Origin of the sequence: Serratia sp. CY40230, assembly GCF_052168835.1 — a bacterium.
In the GTDB taxonomy this organism is placed as follows: domain Bacteria; phylum Pseudomonadota; class Gammaproteobacteria; order Enterobacterales; family Enterobacteriaceae; genus Serratia; species Serratia nematodiphila.
Window position 1 is genome coordinate 531,614 of record NZ_JBJNLX010000004.1, and the last position, 26,355, is coordinate 557,968.

Below are 26,355 nucleotides of genomic sequence, written 5' to 3' on the forward strand. Positions count from 1 at the left end.
ACGCCCTTGCTGGCGCCGGCTACTGGGGATTATTCCGCCGGCAGCGTCGGTACGTTGCTGTCGAACCAGGTTTGGTAGATCTTGGCGTAGGTGCCGTCGGCGACGATTTTCTTCAGGCCGGCGTTGATCTTGTTGCGCAGCTCATCGTTGCCTTTGGCGACGGCGATGCCGAAATACTGGCGCTCGAACTTGGCGTCGGGCACCAGCTTGAAGGCTTTCTCAGGGTGGGTCTTGATATAGAACTTGGCCACGCCGACGTCGCCGACCGCCGCGCCGATGCCGTCTTCATACAGCTCCTGCAGCATCAGCGGGGTATTGTCGAAGCGCTTGATGGCGGTGCTGTTTTTACCCAGCGCGTCGGACACCACGATGTCGCCGGTGCTGGAGTTCACCACGCCGACCTTCAGTGCTTTCAGCGCGGCGATGGAGTCCACCTTCGAGTCTTGCGGCACCACGATAGCCTGCTCAGCCGGGAAGTAAGGCGCAGAGAAATCAACCATCTGCTTGCGCTTATCGGTGATGGTGATGCCGGAAATGATGATATCGCGATCGCCGGAGTTCAGCGTGGCGAAGATCCCTTCCCACGGCGTATTGATCAGTTTGATTTGGAAGCCTTCGGCCTTGGCCACCGCCTTGATGATGTCGATGTCGAAGCCTTCCAGCTGCTTTTGGCTGTTTTCAAATTCGAATGGCCGATAGGTGCCGCCGGAGCCGACGACGTAGGTGGGTTCAGCCGCCAACGCAGCGATGGAGAAGGTGGCGGCCAGGCAGGCGCCGATCAGAACTAAACGTTTTAACATCGCGATCCCCGATAATGAATGGTTATATATTGGAATTATTTATGCACTATGAGTGCATAAAAATAAGCCTCAATGAATGAAAGTGCAACCGCTGCATGACGATTCTTCTCTCTATGGTGTTAAATATTCACTTTTTGCTTTGCTGTGGCGCAAGCGATGTGTCAGGAAGCGGTGATGCAGTGATTCTTGCTGCATAATGGAGGTAGGGCAGTGTGTGTCTCATTGGAAAACGCGGCGCGTGCGCCGAGCCAAAGGGGCGTTTTTTGCCGCTTTCGCAGCGGAATTAGGCGATAAACACGGGAACCCTTCATCCGTATTCTGAATTTGGCGTTGAAATGCCGCTCTCAGTGTGGAGTCCAACGAGAAGTTGTGGGATGATTGGTCGGTTTTTCAGGGGGCGGAGATGGGAAAACTTACGCTGCTATTGCTGGCATTGCTCGGTTGGTTACAGTATTCACTGTGGCTGGGCAAAAATGGTATTCACGATTACGTGCGGGTCAATGAAGACGTTGCGGTCCAGCAGGGCAACAACGCCAAGTTGAAAGCGCGTAACGATCAGCTGTTTGCCGAAATCGATGATTTGAACGGCGGACAGGAAGCGATCGAAGAGCGTGCGCGTAATGAGCTGGGCATGATCAAGCCCGGTGAGACTTTTTATCGTCTGGTTCCTGACCAATCCAGGCGCAACGCGGCGTCTTCTTCGCAAAACAACGCACAAAAATAACGCATGAATCACTCCGCAGGTACCTTTCCCTCGGTGATTGCCGTCCTGCCCGCTGCCGGTATCGGCAGCCGCATGCAGGCGGAATGCCCGAAGCAATATTTAACCATCGGCCGGCACAGCATCGTCGAACACGCCATCCACGCCCTGTTGCGCCACCCGCGCATTGAACGGGTGATCGTGGCGATCAGTCCGGAAGATCGTCAGTTCGAACGGCTACCCATCGCTCAGGATCCGCGGGTGACCGTCACCGAGGGCGGCAAACAGCGCGCCGATTCGGTGATGGCCGGGTTGAAACTGGCGGGGGATGCGGACTGGGTGCTGGTGCACGACGCCGCGCGCCCCTGCCTGCACGCCGACGATCTCGAGCGCCTGCTGGCGATCACCGCACACAGCAAGGTGGGCGGCATTCTCGCCGCGCCGGTGCGCGACACCATGAAGCGCGCCGAACCCGGCCGCGACACCATCGCCCACACCGTTGAACGGCAGGATCTGTGGCATGCGCTGACGCCGCAGCTGTTTCCGCTGCCGCTGCTCAAGCAGTGCCTGCAGCGCGCGCTGGATGAAGGCGCGAACGTCACCGACGAAGCCTCGGCGCTGGAACATTGCGGCTATCATCCGCTGCTTATCGCCGGCCGGGCGGACAACATTAAAGTAACGCGGCCGGAGGATTTGGCGCTGGCGGCGTTCTATTTGACCCAGTTAGACAATTAAGGAGCGCATCATGCGTATCGGTCACGGTTTTGATGTACATAAATTCGGCGGCGAAGGCCCGTTGGTGATCGGTGGTGTTCGCATCCCTTACGACAAAGGCTTGCTGGCCCACTCCGACGGTGACGTCGCGCTGCATGCCGCCACCGACGCCCTGCTGGGGGCGGCGGCGCTGGGCGATATCGGCAAACTGTTCCCCGATACCGACCCGGCCTTCAAAGGCGCCGACAGCCGCGAGCTGCTGCGCGAAGCCTGGAAACGCATCCGCGCCAAAGGTTACCGCCTCGGTAACCTCGATATCACCATCATCGCTCAGGCGCCGAAAATGGCGCCGCACATCCCGCAGATGCGCGTCTTCCTGGCGGAAGACCTGCAGTGCCATATGGATGACGTCAACGTGAAGGCCACCACCACCGAGCAGCTCGGTTTCACCGGGCGCGGCGAGGGCATCGCGTGCGAAGCGGTCGCCTTGCTGATCAAGGAATAACCGCATGGATATGGCGAATCTGACCTGGCTGCATGGCCGGCCGCAGAGTTCCGGGGTGTTGAAAGCCAATCCGGAAGATTTCGTGGTGGTCGAAGATCTGGGCTTTGCGCCGGACGGTGAAGGTGAGCACGTGCTGGTAAATATCCGTAAAAACGGCTGCAATACCCAGTTCGTGGCCGACTATCTGGCGCGCTTTGCCGGTATTCACGCCCGTTCCGTCAGCTATGCCGGTTTGAAGGATCGCCACGCGGTGACCGAACAGTGGTTCTGCCTGCATATGCCGGGCAAAGACACGCCGGATTTCTCCCGGTTTACGCTGGAAGGCTGCGAGGTGCTCTCGTTCGCCCGCCACCTGCGCAAAATGCGCATCGGCAACCTGAAGGGCAACCACTTTACGCTGGTGCTGCGCCAGATTTCCGATCGGCAGGACGTGGAACGTCGCCTGCAGGCCATCGCCGCGCAGGGCGTGCCGAACTATTTCGGCAGCCAACGCTTCGGCCGCGGCGGCAACAACCTGGTGATGGCGCGCCGCTGGGCGAACGACGAAATTCGTGTCAAAGAGCGCAGTAAGCGCAGCTTCTACCTGTCCGCCAGCCGCAGCGCGCTGTTCAATCTGATCGCGAGCCAACGCCTGGCTGACGGGCTGCAGCGTACCGTGCTGGAAGGGGATGCCCTGCAGCTGAGTGGGCGCGGCAGCTGGTTCGTCGCCAAAGCCGATGAGCTGGAGACGTTGCAGCAACGGCTGGATGCCGGCGAGCTGGCGATCACGGCTCCCTTGCCGGGCGATGGTGAGCCAGGCACCGCCGACCAAGCCTTGGCTTTTGAACAACAATGCTTGGCGGAACAACCGGAATTGCTTACGCTTTTAAAGCGCGAGCGTGTCGAACCCGCTCGCCGGGCCCTGCTGTTGCAGCCGCAAAATTTGCAGTGGAACTGGTGGGATGACGTTACCGTGGAACTGCGCTTCTGGCTGCCGGCGGGCAGCTTTGCTACCAGCGTGGTTCGCGAGATCATGCAGCAGGATAACAGTGATGCGGATATTGCTGAGTAACGATGACGGCGTCAGCGCCCCGGGCATTCAGGTGCTGGCGGCGGCACTGCGGGAATTCGCCGAAGTGCAGGTCGTGGCGCCGGATCGTAACCGCAGCGGCTCTTCCAATGCTTTAACGCTGGAGTCGCCGTTGCGCACGCAGACGCTGGCCAACGGGGATATTGCGGTGTTGCAAGGGACGCCGACCGACTGCGTTTATCTTGGCGTCAACGCATTTATGCGCCCGGCGCCCGATATCGTGGTATCCGGCATTAACGCCGGGCCGAATTTGGGCGATGACGTTATCTATTCCGGCACCGTCGCGGCGGCGATGGAGGGCCGGCACCTGGGGTTGCCTGCCTTGGCGGTGTCGCTGAACGGCCACCGGCACTACGCGACCGCCGCCGCCATTACCTGCCGCATCCTGCGCGCGCTGCAGCGCGAACCGCTACGTACCGGAAAAATTCTGAATATTAACGTGCCGGATCTGCCGCTGGCTGAGATCAAAGGCCTGCGCGTTACCCGCTGCGGCAGCCGCCATCCCGCCGACAAGGTCTTCTGCCAGCAGGATCCGCGCGGACAAAATATCTACTGGATCGGGCCGCCTGGTGATAAATTTGATGCCGGGCCGGATACCGACTTTGCGGCGGTGGAACAAGGCTATGTGGCGATAACGCCGCTGCAGGTGGATTTAACCGCCTACGCGGCGCAAGAAGTCGTGAAAACATGGTTAACCAAGGCAGAGGTTAGCGGGGAATGGTGAATAAGCGCATGCAAACATTGCTGACGCAGCTGCGGCAGCAGGGGATCCGAGACGAAAAGCTGCTGCGGGCGATCGAAGCGGTGCCGCGCGAGCGTTTTGTCGATGAAGCGCTGGATCATAAGGCCTACGAAAACACCGCATTGCCGATCGGTTCCGGTCAGACCATTTCCCAGCCTTATATGGTGGCGCGGATGACCGAGCTGCTGAATCTGAAACCTACCTCAAGGGTGCTGGAGATCGGTACCGGTTCCGGTTATCAAACCGCTATCCTGGCGCATCTGGTGCAACACGTTTGTTCCGTCGAACGCATCAAGGGGCTGCAGTGGCAGGCCAAGCGCCGCCTGAAACAGCTCGATCTTCACAATGTTTCCACCCGCCATGGCGACGGCTGGCTGGGTTGGGCGTCGCGCGGCCCGTTCGATGCGATCATCGTCACTGCCGCGCCGCCGGAGATCCCGCAGGCACTGGTGGAGCAGCTGGACGACGGCGGCATTTTGGTGTTGCCGGTGGGCGAGCAGGCCCAAACCCTCAAACGCATTCAGCGTCATGGCAACGATTTCGTGGTCGATGCGGTAGAGGCGGTGCGCTTTGTGCCGTTGGTGAAAGGCGAATTGGCCTAGCGATTGTCTGAATTTTCGACCGTCTGCAAAATCTGTTGCACTTTCATCATGGCCGGATAAGGTTTTCTCGTTCCAATCAGGCTAATTTTCACTAGAATTGGCCTTTCTACGTAGTTGTCTTATGGTGCGGCAACGCCAATGTGGTTAGCATTGGCGCGCGTTTTGATGCTCCGGCGCGAGATGACCTGGCGTTCAGGGATCGGCCGGCGGCGCCTTTACATCGCAGAAACTGGGAAGTGGCAAAAGCTCGGCTACGATGTAAAGGGTATTTTGGATATATCACTGATATTGCTGTCATGGGGGAAGCATGAGCACGGGAAGCCCAATGATTACGTTACGCCGGGTAGCGGTGTGTACGATGGTAAGTTTGTGGTTGGCGGGTTGTACGAATACGGCCTCGACGTCGGCTCCTATCAGCAGCGTGGGGGGCGGCGGTGCCGCTCCATCCGGCAATAATAATGGCGGAGTGCAGCAGGCCAGCCCAGAGGGCCGCATTGTCTATAACCGCAGTTATAACGCCATCCCTAAAGGGAGTTACAGCGGCGGCGAAACTTATACGGTCAAGCGCGGCGACACGCTGTTTTATATCGCCTGGATCACCGGCAATGATTTCCGCGACCTGGCGCAGCGCAACAATATTCCCGAGCCATACAGCCTGAATGTTGGCCAAACCATTCAGCTTGGTAATGGTTCTGCCAACGGCGGCGGCGGCATGTTGGCGACGACAGATGCGACCAAAGGCGGTGTTCCGAAGCCACCTTCCAGCTCCCAGATCCAGACGGCAACGGTTGATTCTCAATCAACTAACGCGTATTCTGAAAACTCGGGTAAACAGAATGTAGGTAAGATGTTACCTGCAGCAGGTGCCGCAGCGGTTGGGACCGCGACTGCGCCTGTTACCGCGCCGGAAGCCGCTCCACCTGTGAGCAGCACCGTCAGCAACAGCGCTCCGGTCAGTACCTGGAGATGGCCGACTGACGGTAAGGTTATTGATAACTTTTCCTCATCAGAAGGTGGGAATAAGGGTGTCGATATCGCCGGTTCCCGTGGGCAGCCTATTTTCGCTACCGCCGATGGCCGCGTAGTGTATGCAGGCAACGCTTTACGGGGTTACGGTAATCTAATCATCATCAAACATAATGATGATTACCTGAGCGCCTACGCTCATAACGACACAATGCTGGTCCGGGAACAACAAGAAGTGAAGGCGGGTCAAAAAATAGCCACCATGGGTAGCACCGGTACCAGTTCAGTACGTTTGCATTTTGAAATTCGTTACAAGGGGAAATCCGTAAACCCGCTGCGTTATCTTCCGCAGCGATAGATTGGGCAGAATACGCTGAGATTCTGCTCGCGGTATCACGGGTAGGAGCAGCATATGAGCCAAAATACGCTGAAAGTTAACGAGTTACATGATGATGCGGATTTCGACGAGAATGGAGCTGAGGCCGAGTCGTTTGATGAAAAAGCGCTGGTAGAAGAAGAGACCAGCGAGAACGATTTAGCGGAAGAAGAGCTGTTGTCTCAAGGCGTTACGCAACGCGTATTGGATGCGACGCAGCTCTATCTGGGTGAGATCGGTTATTCACCTCTGCTGACCGCAGAGGAAGAAGTCTATTTTGCGCGGCGTGCTCTGCGCGGTGACGTGCCGTCCCGCCGCCGCATGATTGAAAGCAACCTGCGGCTGGTGGTGAAAATCGCCCGCCGCTACAGCAACCGCGGTCTGGCGCTGCTGGATCTGATCGAAGAGGGTAACCTCGGTCTGATTCGCGCAGTGGAAAAATTCGACCCGGAACGCGGCTTCCGCTTCTCCACTTATGCAACCTGGTGGATCCGTCAGACGATTGAACGGGCGATCATGAACCAAACCCGTACCATTCGTTTGCCTATCCATATCGTCAAAGAACTGAATGTCTATCTGCGCACCGCGCGCGAGCTTTCCCACAAGCTGGATCATGAACCGAGCGCTGAAGAAATTGCCGAGCAACTCGACAAGCCGGTGGATGACGTCAGCCGCATGCTGCGCCTGAATGAGCGCATCACCTCGGTGGATACGCCGCTGGGCGGGGATTCGGAGAAAGCGCTGCTGGACATTCTGGCCGACGAGAAGGACAACGGGCCTGAAGACACCACGCAAGATGACGATATGAAGCAAAGCATCGTCAAATGGCTGTTCGAACTGAACGCCAAACAGCGTGAAGTGTTGGCGCGTCGTTTCGGCCTGCTGGGCTATGAAGCGGCGACGCTGGAAGACGTAGGCCGGGAGATTGGCCTGACGCGCGAGCGCGTCCGTCAGATTCAGGTAGAAGGTCTGCGCCGTCTGCGTGAGATTTTGCAGATGCAGGGCCTGAGCATTGAGGCGCTGTTCCGCGAATAACGCCGGTTGTTGAACCGCATCAAATAAAAACGGTGAGCATGATGCTCACCGTTTTTTTATGCCCGCGTTTGGCGCCAGATTACACCATATTTTTCAGCCGGTAGATCCATTCCAGCGCCTGTCGAGGCGACAGGGAGTTTGGATCAAGCGCCTCCAGGGCTTCTACTGCCGGCGAGGTCTCTTCCTGCAGCAGCGTCATCTGGGTGGCATCGACGCTGCCCGACGCGGTGTGGCTGGAGATGGATTCCAGCTCGCGCAGTTTCTGACGGGCGCGTTTGATGACGTCGCGCGGCACGCCGGCCAGTGCGGCGACCGCCAGGCCATAGCTTTTGCTGGCGGCACCGTCCTGCACGCTGTGCATGAAGGCGATGGTGTCGCCGTGTTCAAGCGCATCCAGATGCACGTTGACCACGCCTTCCATCTTCTCAGGCAGGGTCGTTAGCTCGAAGTAGTGGGTGGCGAACAGCGTCATCGCCTTGATGCGGTTGGCCAGGTTCTCGGCGCAGGCCCAGGCCAGCGACAGGCCGTCGTAGGTGGAGGTGCCGCGGCCGATTTCATCCATTAACACCAGGCTGTGCTCGGTGGCGTTGTGCAGAATGTTGGCGGTTTCGGTCATCTCCACCATGAAGGTGGAGCGGCCGGAAGCCAGATCGTCCGCCGCGCCGACGCGGGTGAAGATGCGATCCACCGGGCCGATGGTGGCCTTGGTGGCCGGCACGTAGCTGCCGATGTGCGCCATCAGCACGATCAGCGCCGTTTGCCGCATATAGGTGCTTTTACCGCCCATATTCGGACCGGTTATGATCAGCATGCGGCGCTGCGGCGACAGGGTGAGCGGGTTGGAGATAAACGGCTCGCTCAGCACCTGCTCCACCACCGGATGGCGGCCTTCGGTAATGCGGATCCCCGGCTGCTCGCTCATGGTCGGGCAAGCGTAGTTCAGGGTATCGGCGCGCTCGGCCAGGTTGGCCAGCACGTCCAGCTCGGCCAGCGCGGCGGCGCTTTGTTGCAGTTCCGCCAGGTGCGGCAGCAGCAGATCGAACAGCTCGTCGTACAGGCTTTTCTCGATCGCCAGCGCCTTACCCTTGGAGGTGAGCACTTTGTCTTCGTACTCTTTCAGTTCCGGGATGATGTAGCGCTCGGCGTTTTTCAGCGTCTGACGGCGTACATAGTGGATCGGCACCAGGTGGCTTTGACCGCGGCTGACCTGAATGTAATAGCCGTGTACGCCGTTGAAGCCGACCTTGAGCGTATCCAGACCCAGCTTTTCACGCTCGCGGATCTCCAGCCGATCGAGGTAGTCGCTGGCGCCGTCGGCCAGGGCCCGCCACTCGTCCAGTTCGCTGTTGTAACCGGGGGCGATCACGCCGCCGTCGCGCACCAGCACCGGCGGTGATTCAATGACCGCACGTTCCAGCAGCTCGCGCAGTTCGTCAAACTGGCCCACCTGCGACAGCAGCTGCTGCACGTGCGGCGTTTTCACATCCTGCAGCAGCGCGCGGATGTCCGGCAGTTGCTGGAAAGCATGGCGCATGCGCGCCAGATCGCGCGGCCGGGCGGTGCGCAGCGCCAAACGCGCCAAAATACGTTCCTGATCGCCTACCTGACGCAGCGAAGGCTGCAGATCCGCGAACAGTTCCTGTAATGCGCCGATCGCCTGCTGGCGGGCGGTCAGCACCTTGATGTCGCGGGTCGGCATGTGCAGCCAGCGTTTCAGCATGCGGCTGCCCATCGGCGTGACCGTACGGTCGAGGATCGCCGCCAGCGTGTTGTCGCTGCCGCCGGACAGGCTCTGCGTCAGCTCCAGGTTGCGGCGGGTGGCGGCATCCATGATGATGCCGTCCTGCTGGCGTTCCATGGTGATGCCGCGAATGTGCGGCAGCGAAGTGCGTTGGGTATCTTTGACGTACTGCAGCAGACAGCCGGCGGCGCGCAGCGCCTGGTGCGCCTGCTCGACGCCGAAGCCGGTCAAGTCGCGGGTGCCGAACTGCAGGTTGAGCTGTTGGCGTGCGGTCTCAAGCTCGAATTCCCACAGCGGGCGGCGGCGCAGGCCGTGGCGCTGTTCGATCAGCGCCATGTGTTCGAAGGTTTCCGGATAGAGCAGCTCGGCCGGATTGGTGCGCTGCAGCTCGGCGGCCATGGTTTCCAGATCCTGCGGCTCGGCGACGCGGAAGCGGCCGGAGCTGACGTCCAGCGTGGCGTAGCCGAAGCCGCGCGCGTCCTGCCAGATCGCCGCCAGCAGGTTGTCCTGGCGTTCTTGCAGCAGCGCTTCGTCGGTGATGGTGCCGGGGGTGACGATACGTACCACTTTGCGCTCGACCGGCCCTTTGCTGGTGGCCGGATCGCCGATCTGCTCGCAGATGGCGACGGACTCGCCGAGCTGCACCAGCTTGGCCAGGTAGTTCTCCACTGCGTGGTGCGGCACGCCGGCCATCGGGATCGGTTCGCCCGCCGAGGCGCCGCGTTTGGTCAGCGAGATATCCAGCAGTTGGGAAGCGCGCTTGGCGTCGTCGTAAAATAGCTCGTAGAAGTCGCCCATGCGATAGAACAGCAGGATTTCAGGATGCTGGGCCTTGAGGCGCAGGTACTGCTGCATCATCGGCGTGTGCGAATCGAGTTTATCGGTGCTATTCATGCGATTATTTTTCCAATCCATTGAATGTAAAGGGAACTGTGATTTTCATTGTCGTCATTCGCTATCACATTGTTTCAGCAGGCGCCACCCCATTCAGCGCTTGGCGGGCGGCGCAAATCAAGTCATCAAAACGCCAAACGGCGTGTTCAAACCCAAGGTTTGCACAGACGCTTATACTAGCCCAGCGGGCAATCGGCTGTCACAGGTAAAAATGGGAAGCGCTGCGCAAGGCCGGTTTGCAACGAAGCGGGATTGTCGTTCGCCTGCGGGCAATAACGCAAGTGTCGCCGCCCGCTGAGGCGGCGTAGAGGTTATTGTGCGGCGGTGAGAGGCAAGGGCAGTTGATAGAGGCGGAAACTGTCGGGCACTTCGGTTTCATGGCCGGGCAGCAGGCGGTGGCGGATGCGCGATTCGCTGACGAAGGCGCAGCCTTGCGGAGTGATAGTCAGGTTGACCGGCGATTCCATGCCTTCGCGCAAGACCTCAATCCGGTGCATGCCTGCCGCCTTGGGTGACGGGATCCGCAGGATCCGCCCCTGGCCGCTCTGGATCCCGTTTTCCAGCACGATCAGCGCGCCATCCGGCGCCAATCCCATTCCGTCCGGGTTTTCGATGAGGCGCGGCAGCTGCATTTCCGTCAGTTGCGGCCTTGGAGCGTTATAACTGAGGGTGTAGAGCTTACCGGTACCGAAATTGGCGACAGCCATCAGCCGATCGTCGAGAAGCACGATCCCGGCGGCGCCCAGCCCGCTGGGGGCCGCTAACTGCGGATCCTGAAACAGCGTACGGAATGCCGTCTCGCCCGGCCGCAGGCGCAGGATGCCGCCGCCGCGGGTTTCCGTCACATACACCGTACCGTCTGCGCCGAGTACGATATCGTTGCCCATTTCGCCCGCCGGCAGCGCCAGGCTGCGGTTGAGCGTGCCATCCGCGACGTTCAGCGCATAGATGCGGTTGGCGCGCGTTTTGCCGCCGGAGAGGAAGTCCGGCGAATTGCCCCACAGCAGCCCACGTTTTTCGTCCAGCCGCAGCGCGTTTGAGGCGAACACTGTGTCAGCGCCGGGGAAAAAGGTTTCCCACGCTTGACCCGGCCGCTTGCGCAGCACGTTGCCGCTGGTGACAAAGCCGACATACAGCGTACCGTCCGTCGCACGGGCGATGCCGTTGGGGTAAAGCGCGCCAGGCGGCAGCGTCATGCTGTTTGCGGCGCAGTCTGCGCTGACGGCAGCCTGCACCGGAGCGCTAAGGGTGAATGCGGCAGCGAGGGTGAACAACACCGCTCGCACGGTAAGCGCATATGACATGTCTTCTCTCCTGGAATGACGGAAAAGGGGCTACCAGCGATCGGGGCGGACAGCATGCGCCATCGGCGCCTCCAGCGCGGCCACGTCTTCCGGTGATAGCCTGAGGTCGAGCGCTGCCAGCGCATCCTGCAGATGATGCGGCTTGGACATGCCCACCAGCGGCGACACCACGCCGGGTTTGGCCAACAGCCAGGCCAGCGCGATTTGCGCCGGTGGAACGCCGCGCGCGGCCGCCACCTCCGCGACCGCCGCGACGGTGCGTTCTACCTCGTTTCTGCCGCCGTACCAACGGGGCGCCTGTTCGTCGGTGGCGGAGCGCAGCGTGCCGCCGCTGCCGGAGCCGGCCAGCACGCCGCGGGCCAGCGGCGACCAGGGCGTCAGGCCAAGACCTTCCTCCAGGCACAGCGGAATCAGCTCCTCTTCATCTTCACGCGTCACCAGGTTGTATTGGCTTTGCAGCGAAATAAACGGCGCCAGGCGGTGCTGACGTTGAAAGGCCAGCATTTTCATCAGGCGCCAGGCGTGCAGCGAGGAGGCGCCGAGATAGCGGATCTTGCCCGCCCGCACCAGGCCATCGAGGGTGTCGGCGGTTTCTTCGATCGGCGTTTCGGTGTCGAAGCGGTGCAGCACGAACAGATCGAGGTAATCCGTTCCCAGCCGCTGCAAGGAGGCGTCGACGCTGTGCAGCAGGTGCTTGCGTGATAGCCCCCGGCTGTTCGGCTGCGCGTCTATTGGAAAGTAGGCCTTGGTGGCGATCACCACGTCTTCACGGCGGGCGAACGCCCTCAGCGCGCGGCCGAGAATGCGCTCGCTTTCTCCGCCGGAGTAAATGTTGGCGGTATCGAAAAAATTGATACCCGCCTCCAGCGCCTCGCGGATAAAGGGGCGCGCTTCATCTTCCTTCAGCACCCAGGGCCGCCAGGCCGGATCGCCGTAGGTCATGCAACCCAGGCAGAGGCGGGACACCTTCAGGCCGCTGTCGCCAAGCCGAACGTAGTTCATGGCCTCGTCTCCTCAACGCATGCCGGCGATGGTGTAACCGCCGTCCACCAGCAGGCTTTGGCCGGTGATGAAGCGAGCTTCGTCCGTCGCCAGCCACAGCGCCACATCGCCGATGTCTTCCGATTCACCCAGGCGGCCGGCGGGCGTGTGGGCGATAAAGGGCGCGAAGGCCGCGCTGTCAGCCACGCTGCCGCGTGCCATCGGCGTGTCGATGATGCCGGGGTTGATGTTGTTGACGCGGATGCCCTGGCCGCTGTACTCGAGCGCCACCGCGCGGATCATCGCATCGAGCGCGCCCTTGCTGGCGGAGTAGCTGGATGAGCCGGCCAGCGCGCCGTGGGTCAGCCAGGAGGAGGTGTTGATGATCACGCCGCCCGAGCGCTGAGCCAGGAAGGTTTCAATCTCATATTTCATCGCCAGCCAGACGCCCCTGAGGTTAATGGCGATCACCTGGTCAAAATCCTCGCTGGTCTGCTCGGTGATGGGGGCGAAGTTGCCGATGATGCCGGCGTTGTTGAAGGCGACGTCGAGCCGGCCGTAATGGGCGGTCACCGTGGCGATCAGTTGGCGGATATCGTCTTCCTGGGAGACGTCGGCCACGATGGGCAGGGCGTCGCCGCCGGCCAGCGCGATGTCGCGCGCCGTGGCTTCGATTTCGGCCGCGCGTCGGCCGGCCAGCGCGACTTTGGCGCCTTCGCGGGCATAGGCCAGCGCGGCGGCGCGGCCGATGCCGGTGCCGCCGCCGCTCACCAGTACGACTTTGCCCGCCAGACGGCGCGGCGTTTCATGAGTTGGAGCTGTAGCATTAATCATCGTATCGATACCTGGTAATGGGGTCGATCGCAATGCTATGTTGTTAGGTGACGGATAACTATCCGCTAAAAATTCATCTCACTATTAGATAATTTATATCAATAGCATGAAAAAACCTGAACTGTCCGGCCTGGCGGCCTTCGTGGCTATCGCCAGTGAACGCAGCTTCCGCCGCGCCGCCGCCCGATTGGGCGTGACGCCGCCGACGCTGACCCACACCCTGCGCGAATTGGAAGCGCAGGTGGGCATTCGCCTGCTAAACCGCACCACCCGCAACGTCTCGCCGACGGAGGCCGGTGAGCATCTGTTGGCACAGCTGGTGCCCGCTTTTACCGACATCGACGCCGCGCTGGAGAGCCTGAATGTGTTTCGCGAAGGGCCGCGCGGCCTGGTGCGCATCAACGCGCCGCGTTCGGCCATCGATCTTGCCATCGTGCCGCATCTGGAGCGGTTGGCCTGCGAGTACCCCGGCATTACGCTGGAAGTGGTGGCGGACGAGGGGTTTGCCAACATTGTCGAACAGGGCTTTGACGCCGGTATTAGGCTCGGCGAGGATCTGCACAACGATATGCGCGCGGTGCGTCTGACGCCGGATCTGCGTTTCGCCATCGTCGCCACGCCGGACTATTTTCAACGGTACGGCGAACCGACGCATCCGCAGGATTTGTTGCAGCACCGCTGCATCGGTTGGCGCAAGGCCTCTTCGGGCGAGCGCTACAAATGGGCATTTCAGCAGGGTGAGCAGCGGTTTTCCGTGGCGGTTAACAGCCCGTTGATACTCGATGACGGCAGGATGATGGTGCAGGCGGCGCTGGCGCACGTCGGCATCGCTTTCGCCATCGAACAAGAGGTAGAAGAACACCTGGCGAGCGGGCGGCTGCGGCGGGTGTTGAACGACTGGTGCGCGCCGTTTACCGGTTTTTACCTCTATTACCCCAACCGCAGGAATCATTCCGTGGCGCTGAGCACGGTGATCGAGTTGCTGCGTCTGCCCACCTAATCCTCTTCACCGGCTATCGCGTTCGGATGGCCGTAGGTGAATCAAGCTTGAACTATTTTTATTCCCTTTTCGTTTGTTCAGGCGCAAATAAACCCTTAAATTCTCGGTGAGTTTGTAACTTACTGTTTATAATTGTTATTTGAATATTTATTGCGAATATTCCGAGTTTTTATCGGTTATTTGAGAGCCCGGTCACACTATTTTTTTGTGCGAAATGTGAAGGGGGTCAATCCGCCAGGTCAATGAGAGACGGTTATGTCTCCTCCTGGCTTACCGATCCGTTTTTCATGCTCCGTATACTGTCCGTAACCAGGGCAACGTGACGGAAATTTTCATAAGGAATGTGCGTGAAGCAATCGTGATTGCATCTGGCATACAAATAACACGGGGTTTTTTTGATTATCTGAGGTGCTTGGTATGGAAAAGAAAAAAATCTATCTGTTTTGTTCTGCCGGTATGTCCACTTCCCTGTTGGTATCAAAAATGAAGGCGCAGGCCGAGAAATATGAAGTGCCGGTGATCATCGCCGCCTATCCGGAAGCGCTGGCTGCGGAGAAAGGCGTTGAGGCGGATCTGATCCTGCTGGGGCCGCAGATCGCCTACACCTTGTCGGAAGTGCAAAAACAGCTGCCCAACAAACCTGTGGAAGTCATCGATCCGCTGCTGTACGGCAAGGTCGATGGGCTGGGCGTACTGAAGGCCGCGGTGGCCGCTATCAAGAAAGCCAATCAATAACAGGAGGCCGCCGTGAATACCCTCATTGCCTCGCTCGAGAAGGTTATCCTGCCTTTCGCCGTAAAAATCGGTAAGCAGCCCCACGTCAACGCCATCAAGAATGGCTTTATCCGCCTGATGCCGCTGACCTTGACCGGGGCGATGTTCGTGTTGATCAACAACGTGTTCCTGAGCTTCGGCGAAGGATCGTTCTTCTATTCGCTGGGCGTAAGGTTGGATGCCTCTACCATCGAGACGCTGAATAGTCTGAAGAGCATCGGCGGCAGCGTTTACAACGGCACGCTGGGGATCATGTCCCTGATGACGCCGTTCTTTATCAGCATGGCGTTGGCGGAAGAGCGAAAGGTCGATCCGCTCGCTTCGGCGCTGCTGGCGGTGGCGGCCTTTATGACCGTCACACCGTTCAATGTCGGCGAGGCCTATGCGGTGGGAGCCAACTGGTTGGGCGGCGCCAACATCATTTCCGGTATGGTGATTGGGCTGGTGGTGGCCGAGATGTTTGCCTTCATCGTGCGGCGCAACTGGGTGATTAGCCTGCCGGACAGCGTGCCGGCTTCGGTGTCGCGCTCCTTCTCGGCGCTGATCCCCGGTTTCATCATCCTTTCCATCATGGGGCTGGTGGCGTTCGCGCTGGCGCACTGGGGCACCAACTTCCACCAGATCATCATGGACGGCATTTCGGCGCCGCTGGCCAAGATGGGCAGCGTGGTGGGCTGGGTGTACGTGCTGTTCTCCTCGCTGCTGTGGTTCTTTGGGGTGCACGGCTCCATGGCGCTGGCGGCCCTGGACAGCGGTATCATGACGCCGTTCGCGCTGGAAAACGTGGAGCTGTACAACAAATACGGTTCGGTTGAAGCGGCGGTGGCCGCCGGAAAAGAGTTCCACATGTGGGCGAAACCGTTCGTCGACTCCTATATCTACCTCGGCGGCACCGGCTCGACGCTGGGCTTGATCATCGCCATCTTCATCGCCTCGCGCCGCGAAGATTACCGGCAGGTCGCCAAACTGGCGACGCCATCCGGCATCTTCCAGATCAACGAACCGATACTGTTCGGCCTGCCGGTGATCATGAACCCGGTGATGTTCATTCCGTTCATCCTGGTGCAGCCGGTGCTGACCATTATCACCTCCCTGGCCTACTACTCCGGGCTGATCCCGCCGATCACCAACATCGCGCCCTGGACCATGCCGGTCGGCCTGGGGGCGTTCTTCAACACCAACGGCAGCATCATGGCCATGTTGCTGAGCCTGTTCAACCTGGCGGTCGCCACCGTGATCTATCTGCCGTTCGTGGCGATCTCCAACAAGGCGCAGAGCCAGATCGACGCGGCGACGGAAAGCGAAGAAGACATCGCCAAGGCGCTGAAATTCTAACTGTGGAACGGGGCGGCGTGGCCGCCCCGCGAGGGACGCGAGTATGGAATATCAATTTGCCGACGGGTTCTGGTGGGGCAGCGCCACCTCCGCGCCACAGTCTGAAGGGGCGGCCGCGCGGGACGGCAAGAGCCGCAACATCTTCGACTATTGGTACGAGATCGCGCCCGAGCGCTTTCACGAGCGGGTGGGTCCGACCGAAGCCTCGACCTTTTACGACCATTTCCGCACCGATATCGGGCTGCTCAAAACGCTGGGCCACAATACCTTTAGAACGTCGATCTCGTGGTCGCGGCTGATCCCGGACGGCGACGGTGAAGTGAACCCGCAGGCGGTGGCGTTCTATAACGCGATGTTCGACGAGCTGCTGGCGCAGGGCATCACCCCGTTTATCAATCTCTATCACTTCGATATGCCGCTGTGCATGCAACAGCGCGGCGGTTGGGAAAGCCGGGCAGTGGTCGAAGCCTATGCGCGTTACGCCGATACCTGTTTCGGCTTATTTGGCGATCGGGTCACCCACTGGTTCACCTTCAACGAGCCGATCGTGCCGGTGGAAGCCGGTTACCTGAATGACCTGCACTACCCTTGCGTGGTGGACTTCAAACGGGCGGTCACCGTGGCGTATCACAGCGTACTGGCGCACGCCATGGCGGTGCAGCGTTTCAGAGCGCGGGGGCTGCCGGGGAGCATCGGCATCATTCTAAATCTGAGCCCGACCTATCCGCGCTCCGACGCGCCGGAGGATCGGCAGGCGGCACACGACGCCGATCTGCTGCTCAATCGCAGTTTCCTCGATCCGGTCGCCAAAGGGCGTTACCCGGCCGCATTGTTGCACCTGCTGGAGCGGCATGGGCTGATGCCCTACTGCGAACCGCAGGACGCGCAGCTGATCGAAGGCGGCGTGGTGGATATCCTTGGCGTCAACTATTACCAGCCGCGCAGGGTGCAGGCGAAAGAGGGACGGCGCACCGAGGGGCCGATCGCATCGCCGGAGGATTTGTTCAGTTACTATGCAATGCCGGGCCGCAAAATCAATCCGCACCGCGGCTGGGAGATCTATGAGAAGGGGCTGTACGACATCCTGATGGATCTGAAAGAGAACTACGGCAATCTGCCCTGTTATATTTCGGAAAACGGCATGGGCGTCGAGGGCGAAGAAGCGTTTATCGGCGCCGATGGGCGGGTGGAGGACGATTACCGCATCGACTTTATTCGCGAGCACCTGAAGTGGCTGCACCGCGCGCTGGCGGAAGGCTCGCAGTGCAAGGGCTATCATCTGTGGACCTTTATCGATTGCTGGTCCTGGCTGAATGCCTACAAGAATCGTTATGGGCTGGTGCGGCTGGATCGGGCGGATCAGCGGCGCACCATCAAAAAAAGCGGTTACTGGTTTGCCGAGGCGGCCAGACGCAACGGATTTGACTAACGGGAGGCCGGCGCTGTGTCCGATAACCGAATTTCGCTGAGTGCCAACGACGTGAAGCTGATTCGCGAGCAGGATTTCTTTAACTGCAAAGACTTTCACCTGTTCATCTACAACAAGGTGGAAAGCGCCACCGGGCTGCATCAGCACGACTATTACGAGTTCACCATCGTGCTGAGCGGCAAATGCTATCAGGAGATCAACGGCAAGCGGGTGCTGCTGGAACGCGGGGATTTCGTCTTTATCCCTATCGGTTCCTACCACCAGAGCTTTTACGAGTTCGGTGCGACGAAAATCTTCAACGTGGCGGTCAGCAAAGCGTTCTTTGAAGAACATTACTTGCAACAGCTGCCGCGTTGCTTTGTCGCCTCGCAGGCCTACAGCCTGAGAAGCGAGTTTTTGGCTTATATCGAATCGGTGGTGAGTTCGCCGCAGTTTCGCGAGGATGACTTCGCCGAATTTCTCGAAACATTGACCTTCTACGTGATCAGCCGCATCCGTCACTATAAAGAAGACACCGACGGCGGTGATGATATCCCGCAGTGGCTGAAGAACACCCTGGCCGGCATGCATGACAAGGCGATGTTCGGCGAAAGGGCGTTGGCGAACATGGTGGCGCTGTCGGGGAAAACCCAGGAGTACCTGACCCGGGCGATGCGGCGCTACTACCAGAAGACGCCGATGCAGGTGATCAATGAGATCCGCATCAACTTCGCCAAGACGCAGCTGGAGGTCACCAACTATTCGGTCTCTGACATCGCCTTCGATTCCGGCTATGGCGACGTCAGCTTGTTCATTAAAAACTTCAAGCGGCTCACCGACGTGACCCCAGGCAACTACCGAAAAAAGTGTTACGGCCCTCTTTAGGGCCGCTCCCGATCAGTATCAACGCCGATATGCCGATGAGCTTCAGGGCGCCGGTCGGTTAATCATTTGATTTTTACCTTAACGAGGGGGAATGCCGCGCCGAGCGGTCGGCCTTCCCTTGCCAAAAATCCATCCCGCGGGAGCCTCTATGGAAAAACTACTGATCGTGAATGCCGATGATTTCGGCCTGAGCAAAGGGCAGAACTATGGCGTCATCGAGGCGTATCAGCATGGCGTCGTTTCCTCCACCACGGCGATGGTGAACGGCGGCGGCGCGCAGCACGCGGCGGCGCTCAGCCGGCAATATCCGGGGTTGCCGATTGGGCTGCATTTCGTTTTGACCCATGGCAAGCCGCTGGGCGCCATGCCTTCGCTGGTCAACGAACATGGCGAACTGGGCAAATGGCTGTGGCGCCGCGCCGAGGCCGGCGAGCTGCAGCTGGACGAAATTCACGAGGAGCTGCAGCGCCAGTTCGCGCGCTTCGTGACGCTGTTCGGCCGGCCGCCGACGCATATCGACAGCCACCACCATGTGCATATGCAGCCGCAAATTTATCCGCTGGTGGAGGCGTTCGCGCAAGCGCAGGGTCTGCCGCTGCGTCTCGATCGCGAAGAGGCGAAACGGCGTGGCATCACGCTGCATGCCCCCTATAGCACTGACGCTTTTGACGCGGGATTCTACGGTGAGACGATTTCCGAAACGTTGTTCCTGCAAAGGTTGGCGCGCGCCGACGAGCAGGGCGCAGAATCATTGGAAATGATGTGCCACCCGGCGTTCCTCGACGCGACGATCCTGCAGAGCCAATACTGCCATCCGCGCCTCGTCGAGCTGGATGTGTTGACCGCGCCGACGCTGAAAGCGGCGATCGCCGAACGCGGTTTTCTGTTGGGCTCCTTCCAGGATCTGTAACGCCGCCGTTTACAGCATGGCGTGCGCCTTTTTCAGGCCGGTGTCTTCTTCCGGATCGGCGCCCTGAGGCAAGGGCTCCGCCTCTTGTGCTTCGGGCTGCGGCTCGTCGACCTCGGGCGCCGCTTCCGGCGGCGGCATGGTGTCGTGAATGATCTGTTCATCGAAGGTCGGATTGAGCGCCGGCGACAGCGGCGAGCTGGCGAGGCTGTCCGGCAGCGGAATGTGCGGCACCGGCGCGTCCTGCGCCAACTGCGGTTCCTCCGCTTTCGCCGTGCGGCTGAGGGCCGCCAGCAGCACGCCGCACAGGGCGAAAAAGGCGTACAGGATATTGCCGCCCAGCGGCTCGATCAGCGCGCCGACCGCCAATGGCCCGATGCTGGCGCCGACGCCGAACGCCATCAGCAGACAGGCGGCCAGCGAGACGCGGCGTTCCGGCTCGATCAGATCGTTGGCCAGCGCCACCACCAACGGGTAGAGCGTAAATTGCAACATGCTGACGACGAACCCGACCGCCAGCAGCAGCGGGAAATCGATGTGCGGCAGCAGCGCCAGCGGCAGCGCCGCCACGATCAGAAAAATGGCGTTGAGGCGCATCAGCAACGGGCGATTATAGCGATCCGACAGCCAACTGAGCGGGAACTGCGCCACCAGCCCGGCGAAGATGGCCAGCGCCATGAACAGGCCGGTTTGCTGAGTGGTTAAGGATTGCAGGCTGGCGTAGACCGGCGCCAGGCCGTAAAACGAGCCCACCACCATGCCGATCACCAGCGTGGTAGCCAGCACCTTGGGAATGGCGCCGATAAAGTAACGCAGCTCCATCGGGGCCGGCGACATGTGGCGCGCATTGGTGCGGGTGGTGAGAGCGATGGGCACCAGACAAAGCGCGAAGCACAGCGCGATCACCAGCAGCGTGGTGATGCCCAGGTTGCTTTGCAGCATCAGCACTATCTGGCCCAGCGACATGCCGAGATAGGTCGCCGCCATATAGAAGCCGAACACCATGCCGCGCTGGTTGGATTCCGCCTGGTCGTTCAGCCAGCTTTCCAGCACCATATACTGGCACATCATGCACAGCCCGATCACCAGACGCAGCGCGACCCAGGCGGGAATGAACGCCGTCAGACCGTGCCCCAGTACCGCAGCGGTGATGATGCCGGCGCAGGCCACGTAGGCGCGGATATGCCCGACGCGGGCGATGAGAAAGTGGCCGACCTTGCCGCCGATCACCAACCCGATGTAGTTGGCGGCGATGATGGCGCCGATCAGCGCGCTGCTGACGTGGATGGAGGCCAGCCGCAGCGAGACATAGGTGGTGAGCAGGCCTGAGCCCAACAGCAGCAACAGGGTGGTGGTGTACAACGGCAAGAATACGCCCAACGTTTTTTTCACGCTATCATCCTAATCTCTTCTGGTGCGCCCTGAGGCCGCCGCAGCGTGCCGCCTCCGTGATGTTCCTTGTGCTGGTGCGCCGCCGCTCAATGGGGCGCTTCTTTTGATACTAGCAGCTTGGCCGGGCGCTTAAAACCGCACCTCCTGCGAGGCGCTGCGCATTTCTGCGCGCCGGCCGCCGTGTCGCCTTGATAAATGCTACTATCGGGCGCATATACCTGAATTTGCGAGGGAGGGGTTATGAGTGAAAACCAACTGCGCCGGCTCAGCGTGCTGGCGGGGGAAAAACTGAAGGCTCAGGGCCGCTGGATCACCTGCGCGGAATCCTGCACCGGCGGCGGCATCGCCAAGGCCATTACCGATATCGCCGGCAGCTCCGCCTATTTCGATCGCGGTTTCGTCACCTACAGCAATGCGGCGAAACATGATCTGCTGGGGGTGAGCGAAGCGACGTTGGCGGCGCACGGCGCGGTCAGCGAAGAGGTGGTGCGCGAGATGGCGATAGGGGCGCTGCGGGCGGCGCAGGCCGATCTGGCGCTGTCGGTGAGCGGCATCGCCGGCCCGGACGGCGGCAGCGTGGAAAAGCCGGTCGGCACCGTGTGGTTCGGCTTTGCCAGCAGCGATGGCCGGGGGCTTTCGCGCAAGATGCAGTTCGAGGGCGACCGCGATGCGGTGCGGCTGCAGGCGACGATTTTCGCGCTGCAAACCGCCATCGACGAATTTTTGTAAATTAGGCTTGATACTGTATGACCATACAGTATAATTAGTGACATTTCCTGCACAACATACATTCAGTGGCAGTGTGGGGTAACACCGGCATTGCGAAACGAAGGAGCAAAAATGGCTATTGATGAGAACAAGCAAAAGGCGTTAGCTGCGGCACTGGGCCAGATTGAGAAACAGTTCGGCAAAGGCTCCATCATGCGCCTGGGTGAAGACCGCTCCATGGACGTGGAAACGATCTCCACCGGCTCACTGTCACTCGATATCGCCCTGGGCGCCGGCGGCCTGCCGATGGGCCGCATCGTAGAAATCTACGGCCCGGAATCGTCCGGTAAAACCACTTTGACGCTGCAGGTGATCGCCGCCGCGCAGCGCGAAGGCAAAACCTGTGCGTTCATCGACGCCGAACACGCGCTGGATCCTATCTATGCGAAAAAGCTGGGCGTCGATATCGACAACCTGCTGTGCTCCCAGCCGGATACCGGCGAGCAGGCGCTGGAAATCTGTGATGCGCTGACCCGCTCCGGCGCGGTTGATGTCATCATCGTCGACTCCGTGGCGGCGCTGACGCCGAAGGCGGAAATCGAAGGTGAAATCGGCGATTCGCACATGGGCCTGGCGGCGCGCATGATGAGCCAGGCGATGCGTAAGCTGGCCGGCAACCTGAAAAACGCCAATACCCTGCTGATCTTCATCAACCAGATCCGTATGAAAATTGGTGTGATGTTCGGCAACCCGGAAACCACAACCGGCGGTAACGCCCTGAAGTTCTATGCTTCGGTGCGTCTGGATATCCGCCGCATCGGCGCCATCAAAGAGGGCGACGAAGTGGTGGGCAGCGAAACCCGCGTGAAAGTGGTGAAGAACAAAATCGCTGCGCCGTTCAAACAGGCTGAGTTCCAAATCATGTACGGCGAAGGCATCAACAGCCGTGGCGAACTGGTCGATCTGGGCGTGAAGCACAAGATGATCGAAAAAGCCGGCGCCTGGTACAGCTATAACGGCGAGAAGATTGGTCAGGGCAAGGCGAACGCCTGTAACTTCCTGAAAGAAAACCCGGCTATCGCCGCCGAACTGGACAAGAAGCTGCGTGACCTGCTGCTGCACAGCGGCGGTGAGCTGGTGGCTGCCTCCGGTGACGATTTCGAAGACGACGAAGCGGAAACCAGCGAGCAGTTCTAATCGCTGAAGATGTGCGCCGCCGTTTATGTGGCGCATATCCTCTGAATTCAGGCTTGAATGATGAATGACTTGCTAAGCCGCGCCATGCGCCTGCTGTCGCAACGCGATCATAGTGAAGCTGAACTGCGCCGCAAACTTGCGGCGCAGCCGTTTGTGGCGAAAGCCCGGTTTGGCGGTAAGGGGCCGCATGCGCCGACATCGCCGCCGCCGGTAGCTGAAGAGCCGGTGGATCCCGCGCTGATCGATCAGGTTATCGCCTACTGTTACCAGCACAACTGGCTGGACGATCAGCGTTTCGCCCACAGCTACATCGGCAGCCGCAGCCGCAAAGGTTATGGCGCGCAGCGCATCCGCAGCGAACTGATGCAAAAGGGCGTGGATAAAGCGCTGGTGCAGGACGCGTTGGCGGAATGCGATATCGACTGGTGCGAACAGGCGAAGCAGGTGGCGCAGCGAAAATTTGGCGATGCGTTGCCAACCGACTGGAAAGAGAAAGCCAAAGTGCAGCGTTATCTGCTCTATCGCGGCTTCTTCCAGGAAGAAATTCAGTCAATTTACCGTGATTTTGCGCAATGAGCGCACACGGGGTTTTACTTCCCTCTGAAGAAAATTTATCTTATCCCCACTTTTTGTTCGTGAGCTGGTTGTCATCGTCGGGATGACGCGCCACCGGCTCACGTGTCGTTATTCTAGCCTTTCCAGGAAAATTATGAGCAAGAGCACCGCTGAGATCCGTCAAGCGTTTCTCGATTTCTTTCATAGTAAGGGCCATCAGGTTGTAGCAAGCAGCTCCCTGGTGCCTAACAATGATCCGACATTGCTGTTTACCAATGCCGGCATGAACCAATTTAAGGATGTTTTCCTGGGGCTCGACAAACGCGCCTATTCCCGCGCCACCACCTCGCAGCGCTGCGTGCGCGCAGGCGGCAAGCATAACGACCTGGAAAACGTCGGTTATACCGCTCGTCACCACACCTTCTTTGAAATGCTGGGCAACTTCAGCTTCGGCGATTACTTCAAGCACGACGCGATCAGCTACGCGTGGGAACTGCTGACCGGTGAAAACTGGTTCAACCTGCCGAAAGAGAGACTGTGGGTCACCGTGTATGAAACCGATGACGAAGCCTTTGACATCTGGCAGAAGCAAATCGGAGTACCGGCCGAGCGCATTATCCGCATCGGCGATAACAAGGGCGCGCCTTTCGCTTCAGATAACTTCTGGCAGATGGGCGATACCGGCCCATGCGGCCCGTGCACCGAGATTTTCTACGATCACGGCGATCACATCTGGGGCGGCCCTCCGGGCAGCCCGGAAGAAGACGGCGACCGCTACATCGAGATCTGGAACATCGTTTTCATGCAGTTCAACCGTCAGTCCGACGGCACCATGCTGCCGCTGCCGAAACCTTCGGTGGATACCGGTATGGGTCTGGAGCGCATCGCGGCGGTGTTGCAGCATGTGAACTCCAACTATGAGATCGACCTGTTCCGCACCCTGATCGCCGCCGTAGCGAAAGTGACCGGCGCGACCGATCTGGATAACAAATCCCTGCGCGTTATCGCCGACCACATTCGTTCCTGCGCCTTCCTGGTGTCGGACGGCGTGATCCCGTCTAACGAAAACCGCGGCTACGTGCTGCGCCGTATCATTCGCCGCGCGATCCGTCATGGCAACATGCTGGGCGCGAAAGATACCTTCTTCTACAAGCTGGTAGCGCCACTGATCGAAGTGATGGGCCCGGCGGCCGACGAGCTGAAACGCCAGCAATCGCTGGTGGAGCAGGTGCTGAAAACCGAAGAAGAGCAGTTTGCCCGCACGCTGGAGCGTGGTCTGGCGTTGCTGGACGAAGAGCTGGCCAAGCTGCAGGGCGATACTCTGGACGGCGAAACCGCTTTCCGTCTGTACGATACCTACGGTTTCCCGGTCGATCTGACCGCTGACGTTTGCCGCGAGCGCGGTCTGAAAGTCGACGAAGCGGGCTTTGAAGAAGCGATGGAAGCGCAGCGCCGCCGCGCGCGCGAATCCAGCGGCTTCGGCGCCGACTACAACAGCCTGATCCGCGTGGATGGCAGCAGCCAGTTCAGCGGCTACGATCACGACGAGCAGCAGGCGACGGTGATCGCGCTGTTCCGTGACGGCCAGCCGGTCGAGCAGATCAACGCCGGCGAAGAGGCGGTGGTGGTGCTGGACGAGACGCCGTTCTACGGTGAATCCGGCGGCCAGGTCGGCGATAAAGGCGTGCTGAAAGCCGCCGGCGCCGAGTTTGTGGTCAATGACACCCAGAAATACGGTCAGGCTATCGGCCACCAAGGCAAACTGGCGCAGGGCTCGCTGAAACTGAACGATCGCGTGGATGCGCAGATCGACGCCGAGCGCCGCAACAGCATCCGCCTGAACCACTCCGCGACTCACCTGCTGCACGCCGCGCTGCGCCAAACGCTGGGCGATCACGTTGCGCAGAAAGGCTCGCTGGTTAACGACAAATACCTACGTTTCGACTTCTCGCACTTCGAAGCGATGAAGCCGGAACAAATCCGCGCGGTGGAAGATCTGGTGAACCAGCAGGTGCGTCGTAACCTGCCGGTGCAGACCGAGCTGATGGCGTTGGAAGACGCCAAAGAGAAGGGCGCAATGGCGCTGTTCGGTGAGAAGTACGACGACAACGTGCGCGTGCTGACCATGGGCGACTTCTCCACCGAGCTGTGCGGCGGCACCCACGCCAGCCGCACCGGCGATATCGGCCTGTTCCGTATTCTGAGTGAGTCGGGCACCGCGGCGGGCATCCGCCGTATTGAAGCGGTGACCGGCGCAGGCGCTATCGCTACGCTGCATCAGCAAAGCGATTTGTTGCAAGACGTTGCTCAGTTGGTGAAGGGCGACAGCAACAACCTGACCGATAAAGTGCGCTCGGTGCTCGATCGCACGCGCGCGCTGGAAAAAGAACTGCAGCAACTGAAAGATCAGCAGGCGGCGCAGGAAAGCGCGTCGCTGTCCAGCCAGGCGAAACTGGTTAACGGCGTGAAGCTGTTGGTCAGCCAGTTGGACAATGTCGAAGCCAAAATGCTGCGCACCATGGTGGATGACCTGAAAAATCAATTGGGTTCGGCCATTATCGTGTTGGCGACGACGGCTGATGACAAAGTCAGCCTGGTCGCGGGCGTGACCAAGGATCTGACTGACCGCGTGAAAGCCGGCGAGTTGATCGGCAACGTGGCGCAGCAGGTCGGCGGCAAGGGCGGTGGTCGCCCGGATATGGCGATGGCGGGGGGGACGGATATCAACGCTCTGCCAGCGGCGTTAAACAGCGTAGAAGCCTGGGTGGCCTCAAAGCTGTGAACATAAATAAATAGCACGGACAAACGCCATAATACTTTGTTGATTATGGCGTTTTCATACTGTGCTAACACAATTTAGTTACAATTGCGGGAACAAAGTTTTTCTGGTCGGCTAAACTTACCATTATCTGAGGTGGGACCAAGTCTGCT

The 26,355-nt window shown here is 59.9% G+C and carries 24 protein-coding genes; 18 read left to right on the forward strand and 6 right to left on the reverse strand.

What is annotated here, in order from left to right; translation table 11 throughout:
• Nucleotides 1-29 precede the first annotated feature (29 nt).
• Complete coding sequence (locus ACJ8IJ_RS17075) at nucleotides 30-800, reverse strand: basic amino acid ABC transporter substrate-binding protein (RefSeq protein WP_033631812.1); 771 nt, start codon at nucleotides 798-800, stop codon at nucleotides 30-32.
• A 403-nt stretch (nucleotides 801-1,203) separates the two neighbouring features.
• Here ACJ8IJ_RS17075 and ftsB point away from each other — a divergent pair, with 403 nt between their 5' ends.
• The 8 genes from ftsB to rpoS all read left to right on the forward strand — a co-directional run bounded on the left by ftsB (nucleotide 1,204) and on the right by rpoS (nucleotide 7,509).
• Nucleotides 1,204-1,524, forward strand: coding sequence for a cell division protein FtsB (ftsB, locus tag ACJ8IJ_RS17080; protein ID WP_016929043.1), 321 nt, complete (start codon nucleotides 1,204-1,206; stop codon nucleotides 1,522-1,524).
• 3 nt (nucleotides 1,525-1,527) lie between these two features.
• The gene (gene ispD, locus ACJ8IJ_RS17085; protein ID WP_440484626.1) at nucleotides 1,528-2,235 is read left to right on the forward strand and encodes a 2-C-methyl-D-erythritol 4-phosphate cytidylyltransferase; all 708 of its coding nucleotides are present in this window, start codon (nucleotides 1,528-1,530) and stop codon (nucleotides 2,233-2,235) included.
• A 10-nt stretch (nucleotides 2,236-2,245) separates the two neighbouring features.
• Nucleotides 2,246-2,719, forward strand: coding sequence for a 2-C-methyl-D-erythritol 2,4-cyclodiphosphate synthase (gene ispF / locus ACJ8IJ_RS17090; protein ID WP_004932594.1), 474 nt, complete (start codon nucleotides 2,246-2,248; stop codon nucleotides 2,717-2,719).
• 4 nt (nucleotides 2,720-2,723) lie between these two features.
• Complete coding sequence (gene truD / locus ACJ8IJ_RS17095) at nucleotides 2,724-3,770, forward strand: tRNA pseudouridine(13) synthase TruD (RefSeq protein ID WP_004932592.1); 1,047 nt, start codon at nucleotides 2,724-2,726, stop codon at nucleotides 3,768-3,770.
• Nucleotides 3,751-4,512, forward strand: coding sequence for a 5'/3'-nucleotidase SurE (gene surE / locus ACJ8IJ_RS17100; protein WP_265261592.1), 762 nt, complete (start codon nucleotides 3,751-3,753; stop codon nucleotides 4,510-4,512). The genes truD and surE overlap by 20 nt, the downstream gene beginning before the upstream one ends.
• On the forward strand, nucleotides 4,506-5,132 hold the full coding sequence (locus ACJ8IJ_RS17105) for a protein-L-isoaspartate(D-aspartate) O-methyltransferase (protein WP_044029655.1): 627 nt from the start codon (nucleotides 4,506-4,508) through the stop codon (nucleotides 5,130-5,132). The genes surE and ACJ8IJ_RS17105 overlap by 7 nt, the downstream gene beginning before the upstream one ends.
• Nucleotides 5,133-5,457: 325 nt before the next feature.
• Nucleotides 5,458-6,456, forward strand: coding sequence for a murein hydrolase activator NlpD (gene nlpD / locus ACJ8IJ_RS17110; RefSeq protein ID WP_015376692.1), 999 nt, complete (start codon nucleotides 5,458-5,460; stop codon nucleotides 6,454-6,456).
• Nucleotides 6,457-6,510: 54 nt separating this feature from the next.
• Complete coding sequence (gene rpoS / locus ACJ8IJ_RS17115) at nucleotides 6,511-7,509, forward strand: RNA polymerase sigma factor RpoS (protein WP_004932578.1); 999 nt, start codon at nucleotides 6,511-6,513, stop codon at nucleotides 7,507-7,509.
• Between the two features lie 79 nt (nucleotides 7,510-7,588).
• Here rpoS and mutS read toward each other — a convergent pair whose 3' ends face one another.
• The 4 genes from mutS to ACJ8IJ_RS17135 form a co-directional block, all read right to left on the reverse strand.
• Nucleotides 7,589-10,144: a DNA mismatch repair protein MutS gene (gene mutS / locus ACJ8IJ_RS17120; RefSeq protein WP_442518845.1), complete on the reverse strand. Its 2,556-nt coding sequence runs from the start codon at nucleotides 10,142-10,144 to the stop codon at nucleotides 7,589-7,591.
• Between the two features lie 311 nt (nucleotides 10,145-10,455).
• Entirely contained in the window at nucleotides 10,456-11,448 is a 993-nt protein-coding gene (locus tag ACJ8IJ_RS17125) for a hypothetical protein (protein WP_442518846.1), read from the reverse strand.
• Between the two features lie 30 nt (nucleotides 11,449-11,478).
• Nucleotides 11,479-12,450 (reverse strand): aldo/keto reductase, encoded by a 972-nt coding sequence (locus ACJ8IJ_RS17130; protein ID WP_442518847.1) that lies wholly within the window; start codon nucleotides 12,448-12,450, stop codon nucleotides 11,479-11,481.
• Nucleotides 12,451-12,462: 12 nt separating this feature from the next.
• Nucleotides 12,463-13,263, reverse strand: a complete 801-nt coding sequence (locus ACJ8IJ_RS17135) for an SDR family NAD(P)-dependent oxidoreductase (RefSeq protein ID WP_442518848.1) — start codon at nucleotides 13,261-13,263, stop codon at nucleotides 12,463-12,465.
• 106 nt (nucleotides 13,264-13,369) lie between these two features.
• Between ACJ8IJ_RS17135 and ACJ8IJ_RS17140 the strand changes: the two genes are divergently transcribed.
• The 6 genes from ACJ8IJ_RS17140 (at nucleotide 13,370) to chbG (ending at nucleotide 19,575) form a co-directional block, all read left to right on the forward strand.
• The gene (locus ACJ8IJ_RS17140; RefSeq protein WP_440484622.1) at nucleotides 13,370-14,263 is read left to right on the forward strand and encodes a LysR family transcriptional regulator; all 894 of its coding nucleotides are present in this window, start codon (nucleotides 13,370-13,372) and stop codon (nucleotides 14,261-14,263) included.
• Between the two features lie 417 nt (nucleotides 14,264-14,680).
• A complete protein-coding gene (locus ACJ8IJ_RS17145) occupies nucleotides 14,681-14,998 on the forward strand; it encodes a PTS sugar transporter subunit IIB (RefSeq protein ID WP_442518849.1) in 318 nt (105 codons plus the stop codon).
• A gap of 12 nt (nucleotides 14,999-15,010) precedes the next feature.
• Nucleotides 15,011-16,372: a PTS N,N'-diacetylchitobiose transporter subunit IIC gene (gene chbC / locus ACJ8IJ_RS17150; protein WP_004932557.1), complete on the forward strand. Its 1,362-nt coding sequence runs from the start codon at nucleotides 15,011-15,013 to the stop codon at nucleotides 16,370-16,372.
• A gap of 43 nt (nucleotides 16,373-16,415) precedes the next feature.
• Nucleotides 16,416-17,801 (forward strand): glycoside hydrolase family 1 protein, encoded by a 1,386-nt coding sequence (locus ACJ8IJ_RS17155; protein ID WP_442518850.1) that lies wholly within the window; start codon nucleotides 16,416-16,418, stop codon nucleotides 17,799-17,801.
• A 15-nt stretch (nucleotides 17,802-17,816) separates the two neighbouring features.
• On the forward strand, nucleotides 17,817-18,665 hold the full coding sequence (gene chbR, locus ACJ8IJ_RS17160; RefSeq protein ID WP_004932550.1) for a transcriptional regulator ChbR: 849 nt from the start codon (nucleotides 17,817-17,819) through the stop codon (nucleotides 18,663-18,665).
• 148 nt (nucleotides 18,666-18,813) lie between these two features.
• Nucleotides 18,814-19,575, forward strand: a complete 762-nt coding sequence (gene chbG / locus ACJ8IJ_RS17165) for a chitin disaccharide deacetylase (RefSeq protein WP_004932547.1) — start codon at nucleotides 18,814-18,816, stop codon at nucleotides 19,573-19,575.
• 9 nt (nucleotides 19,576-19,584) lie between these two features.
• On the opposite strand, the gene ACJ8IJ_RS17170 is transcribed toward chbG, so the two are convergent.
• The gene (locus tag ACJ8IJ_RS17170) at nucleotides 19,585-20,964 is read right to left on the reverse strand and encodes an MFS transporter (protein ID WP_442518851.1); all 1,380 of its coding nucleotides are present in this window, start codon (nucleotides 20,962-20,964) and stop codon (nucleotides 19,585-19,587) included.
• Between the two features lie 240 nt (nucleotides 20,965-21,204).
• Here ACJ8IJ_RS17170 and pncC point away from each other — a divergent pair, with 240 nt between their 5' ends.
• The 4 genes from pncC (at nucleotide 21,205) to alaS (ending at nucleotide 26,206) form a co-directional block, all read left to right on the forward strand.
• Nucleotides 21,205-21,693 (forward strand): nicotinamide-nucleotide amidase, encoded by a 489-nt coding sequence (gene pncC, locus ACJ8IJ_RS17175; protein ID WP_004932543.1) that lies wholly within the window; start codon nucleotides 21,205-21,207, stop codon nucleotides 21,691-21,693.
• A 111-nt stretch (nucleotides 21,694-21,804) separates the two neighbouring features.
• The gene (gene recA, locus ACJ8IJ_RS17180) at nucleotides 21,805-22,869 is read left to right on the forward strand and encodes a recombinase RecA (RefSeq protein ID WP_004932541.1); all 1,065 of its coding nucleotides are present in this window, start codon (nucleotides 21,805-21,807) and stop codon (nucleotides 22,867-22,869) included.
• 60 nt (nucleotides 22,870-22,929) lie between these two features.
• Nucleotides 22,930-23,445, forward strand: coding sequence for a recombination regulator RecX (recX, locus tag ACJ8IJ_RS17185; RefSeq protein ID WP_004932538.1), 516 nt, complete (start codon nucleotides 22,930-22,932; stop codon nucleotides 23,443-23,445).
• Nucleotides 23,446-23,578: 133 nt separating this feature from the next.
• On the forward strand, nucleotides 23,579-26,206 hold the full coding sequence (gene alaS / locus ACJ8IJ_RS17190; protein ID WP_004932534.1) for an alanine--tRNA ligase: 2,628 nt from the start codon (nucleotides 23,579-23,581) through the stop codon (nucleotides 26,204-26,206).
• Nucleotides 26,207-26,355 lie beyond the last annotated feature (149 nt).

Excerpts from the sequence above, each read along its gene's own strand:
- ACJ8IJ_RS17075 (WP_033631812.1), bottom strand. The coding sequence starts at position 800 with ATGTTAAAACGTTTAGTTCTGATCGGCGCCTGCCTGGCCGCCACCTTC.
- ftsB (WP_016929043.1), top strand. The coding sequence starts at position 1,204 with ATGGGAAAACTTACGCTGCTATTGCTGGCATTGCTCGGTTGGTTACAG.
- ispD (WP_440484626.1), top strand. The coding sequence starts at position 1,528 with ATGAATCACTCCGCAGGTACCTTTCCCTCGGTGATTGCCGTCCTGCCC.
- ispF (WP_004932594.1), top strand. The coding sequence starts at position 2,246 with ATGCGTATCGGTCACGGTTTTGATGTACATAAATTCGGCGGCGAAGGC.
- truD (WP_004932592.1), top strand. The coding sequence starts at position 2,724 with ATGGATATGGCGAATCTGACCTGGCTGCATGGCCGGCCGCAGAGTTCC.
- surE (WP_265261592.1), top strand. The coding sequence starts at position 3,751 with ATGCGGATATTGCTGAGTAACGATGACGGCGTCAGCGCCCCGGGCATT.
- ACJ8IJ_RS17105 (WP_044029655.1), top strand. The coding sequence starts at position 4,506 with ATGGTGAATAAGCGCATGCAAACATTGCTGACGCAGCTGCGGCAGCAG.
- nlpD (WP_015376692.1), top strand. The coding sequence starts at position 5,458 with ATGATTACGTTACGCCGGGTAGCGGTGTGTACGATGGTAAGTTTGTGG.
- rpoS (WP_004932578.1), top strand. The coding sequence starts at position 6,511 with ATGAGCCAAAATACGCTGAAAGTTAACGAGTTACATGATGATGCGGAT.
- mutS (WP_442518845.1), bottom strand. The coding sequence starts at position 10,144 with ATGAATAGCACCGATAAACTCGATTCGCACACGCCGATGATGCAGCAG.
- ACJ8IJ_RS17125 (WP_442518846.1), bottom strand. The coding sequence starts at position 11,448 with ATGTCATATGCGCTTACCGTGCGAGCGGTGTTGTTCACCCTCGCTGCC.
- ACJ8IJ_RS17130 (WP_442518847.1), bottom strand. The coding sequence starts at position 12,450 with ATGAACTACGTTCGGCTTGGCGACAGCGGCCTGAAGGTGTCCCGCCTC.
- ACJ8IJ_RS17135 (WP_442518848.1), bottom strand. The coding sequence starts at position 13,263 with ATGATTAATGCTACAGCTCCAACTCATGAAACGCCGCGCCGTCTGGCG.
- ACJ8IJ_RS17140 (WP_440484622.1), top strand. The coding sequence starts at position 13,370 with ATGAAAAAACCTGAACTGTCCGGCCTGGCGGCCTTCGTGGCTATCGCC.
- ACJ8IJ_RS17145 (WP_442518849.1), top strand. The coding sequence starts at position 14,681 with ATGGAAAAGAAAAAAATCTATCTGTTTTGTTCTGCCGGTATGTCCACT.
- ACJ8IJ_RS17155 (WP_442518850.1), top strand. The coding sequence starts at position 16,416 with ATGGAATATCAATTTGCCGACGGGTTCTGGTGGGGCAGCGCCACCTCC.
- chbG (WP_004932547.1), top strand. The coding sequence starts at position 18,814 with ATGGAAAAACTACTGATCGTGAATGCCGATGATTTCGGCCTGAGCAAA.
- pncC (WP_004932543.1), top strand. The coding sequence starts at position 21,205 with ATGAGTGAAAACCAACTGCGCCGGCTCAGCGTGCTGGCGGGGGAAAAA.
- recA (WP_004932541.1), top strand. The coding sequence starts at position 21,805 with ATGGCTATTGATGAGAACAAGCAAAAGGCGTTAGCTGCGGCACTGGGC.
- recX (WP_004932538.1), top strand. The coding sequence starts at position 22,930 with ATGAATGACTTGCTAAGCCGCGCCATGCGCCTGCTGTCGCAACGCGAT.
- alaS (WP_004932534.1), top strand. The coding sequence starts at position 23,579 with ATGAGCAAGAGCACCGCTGAGATCCGTCAAGCGTTTCTCGATTTCTTT.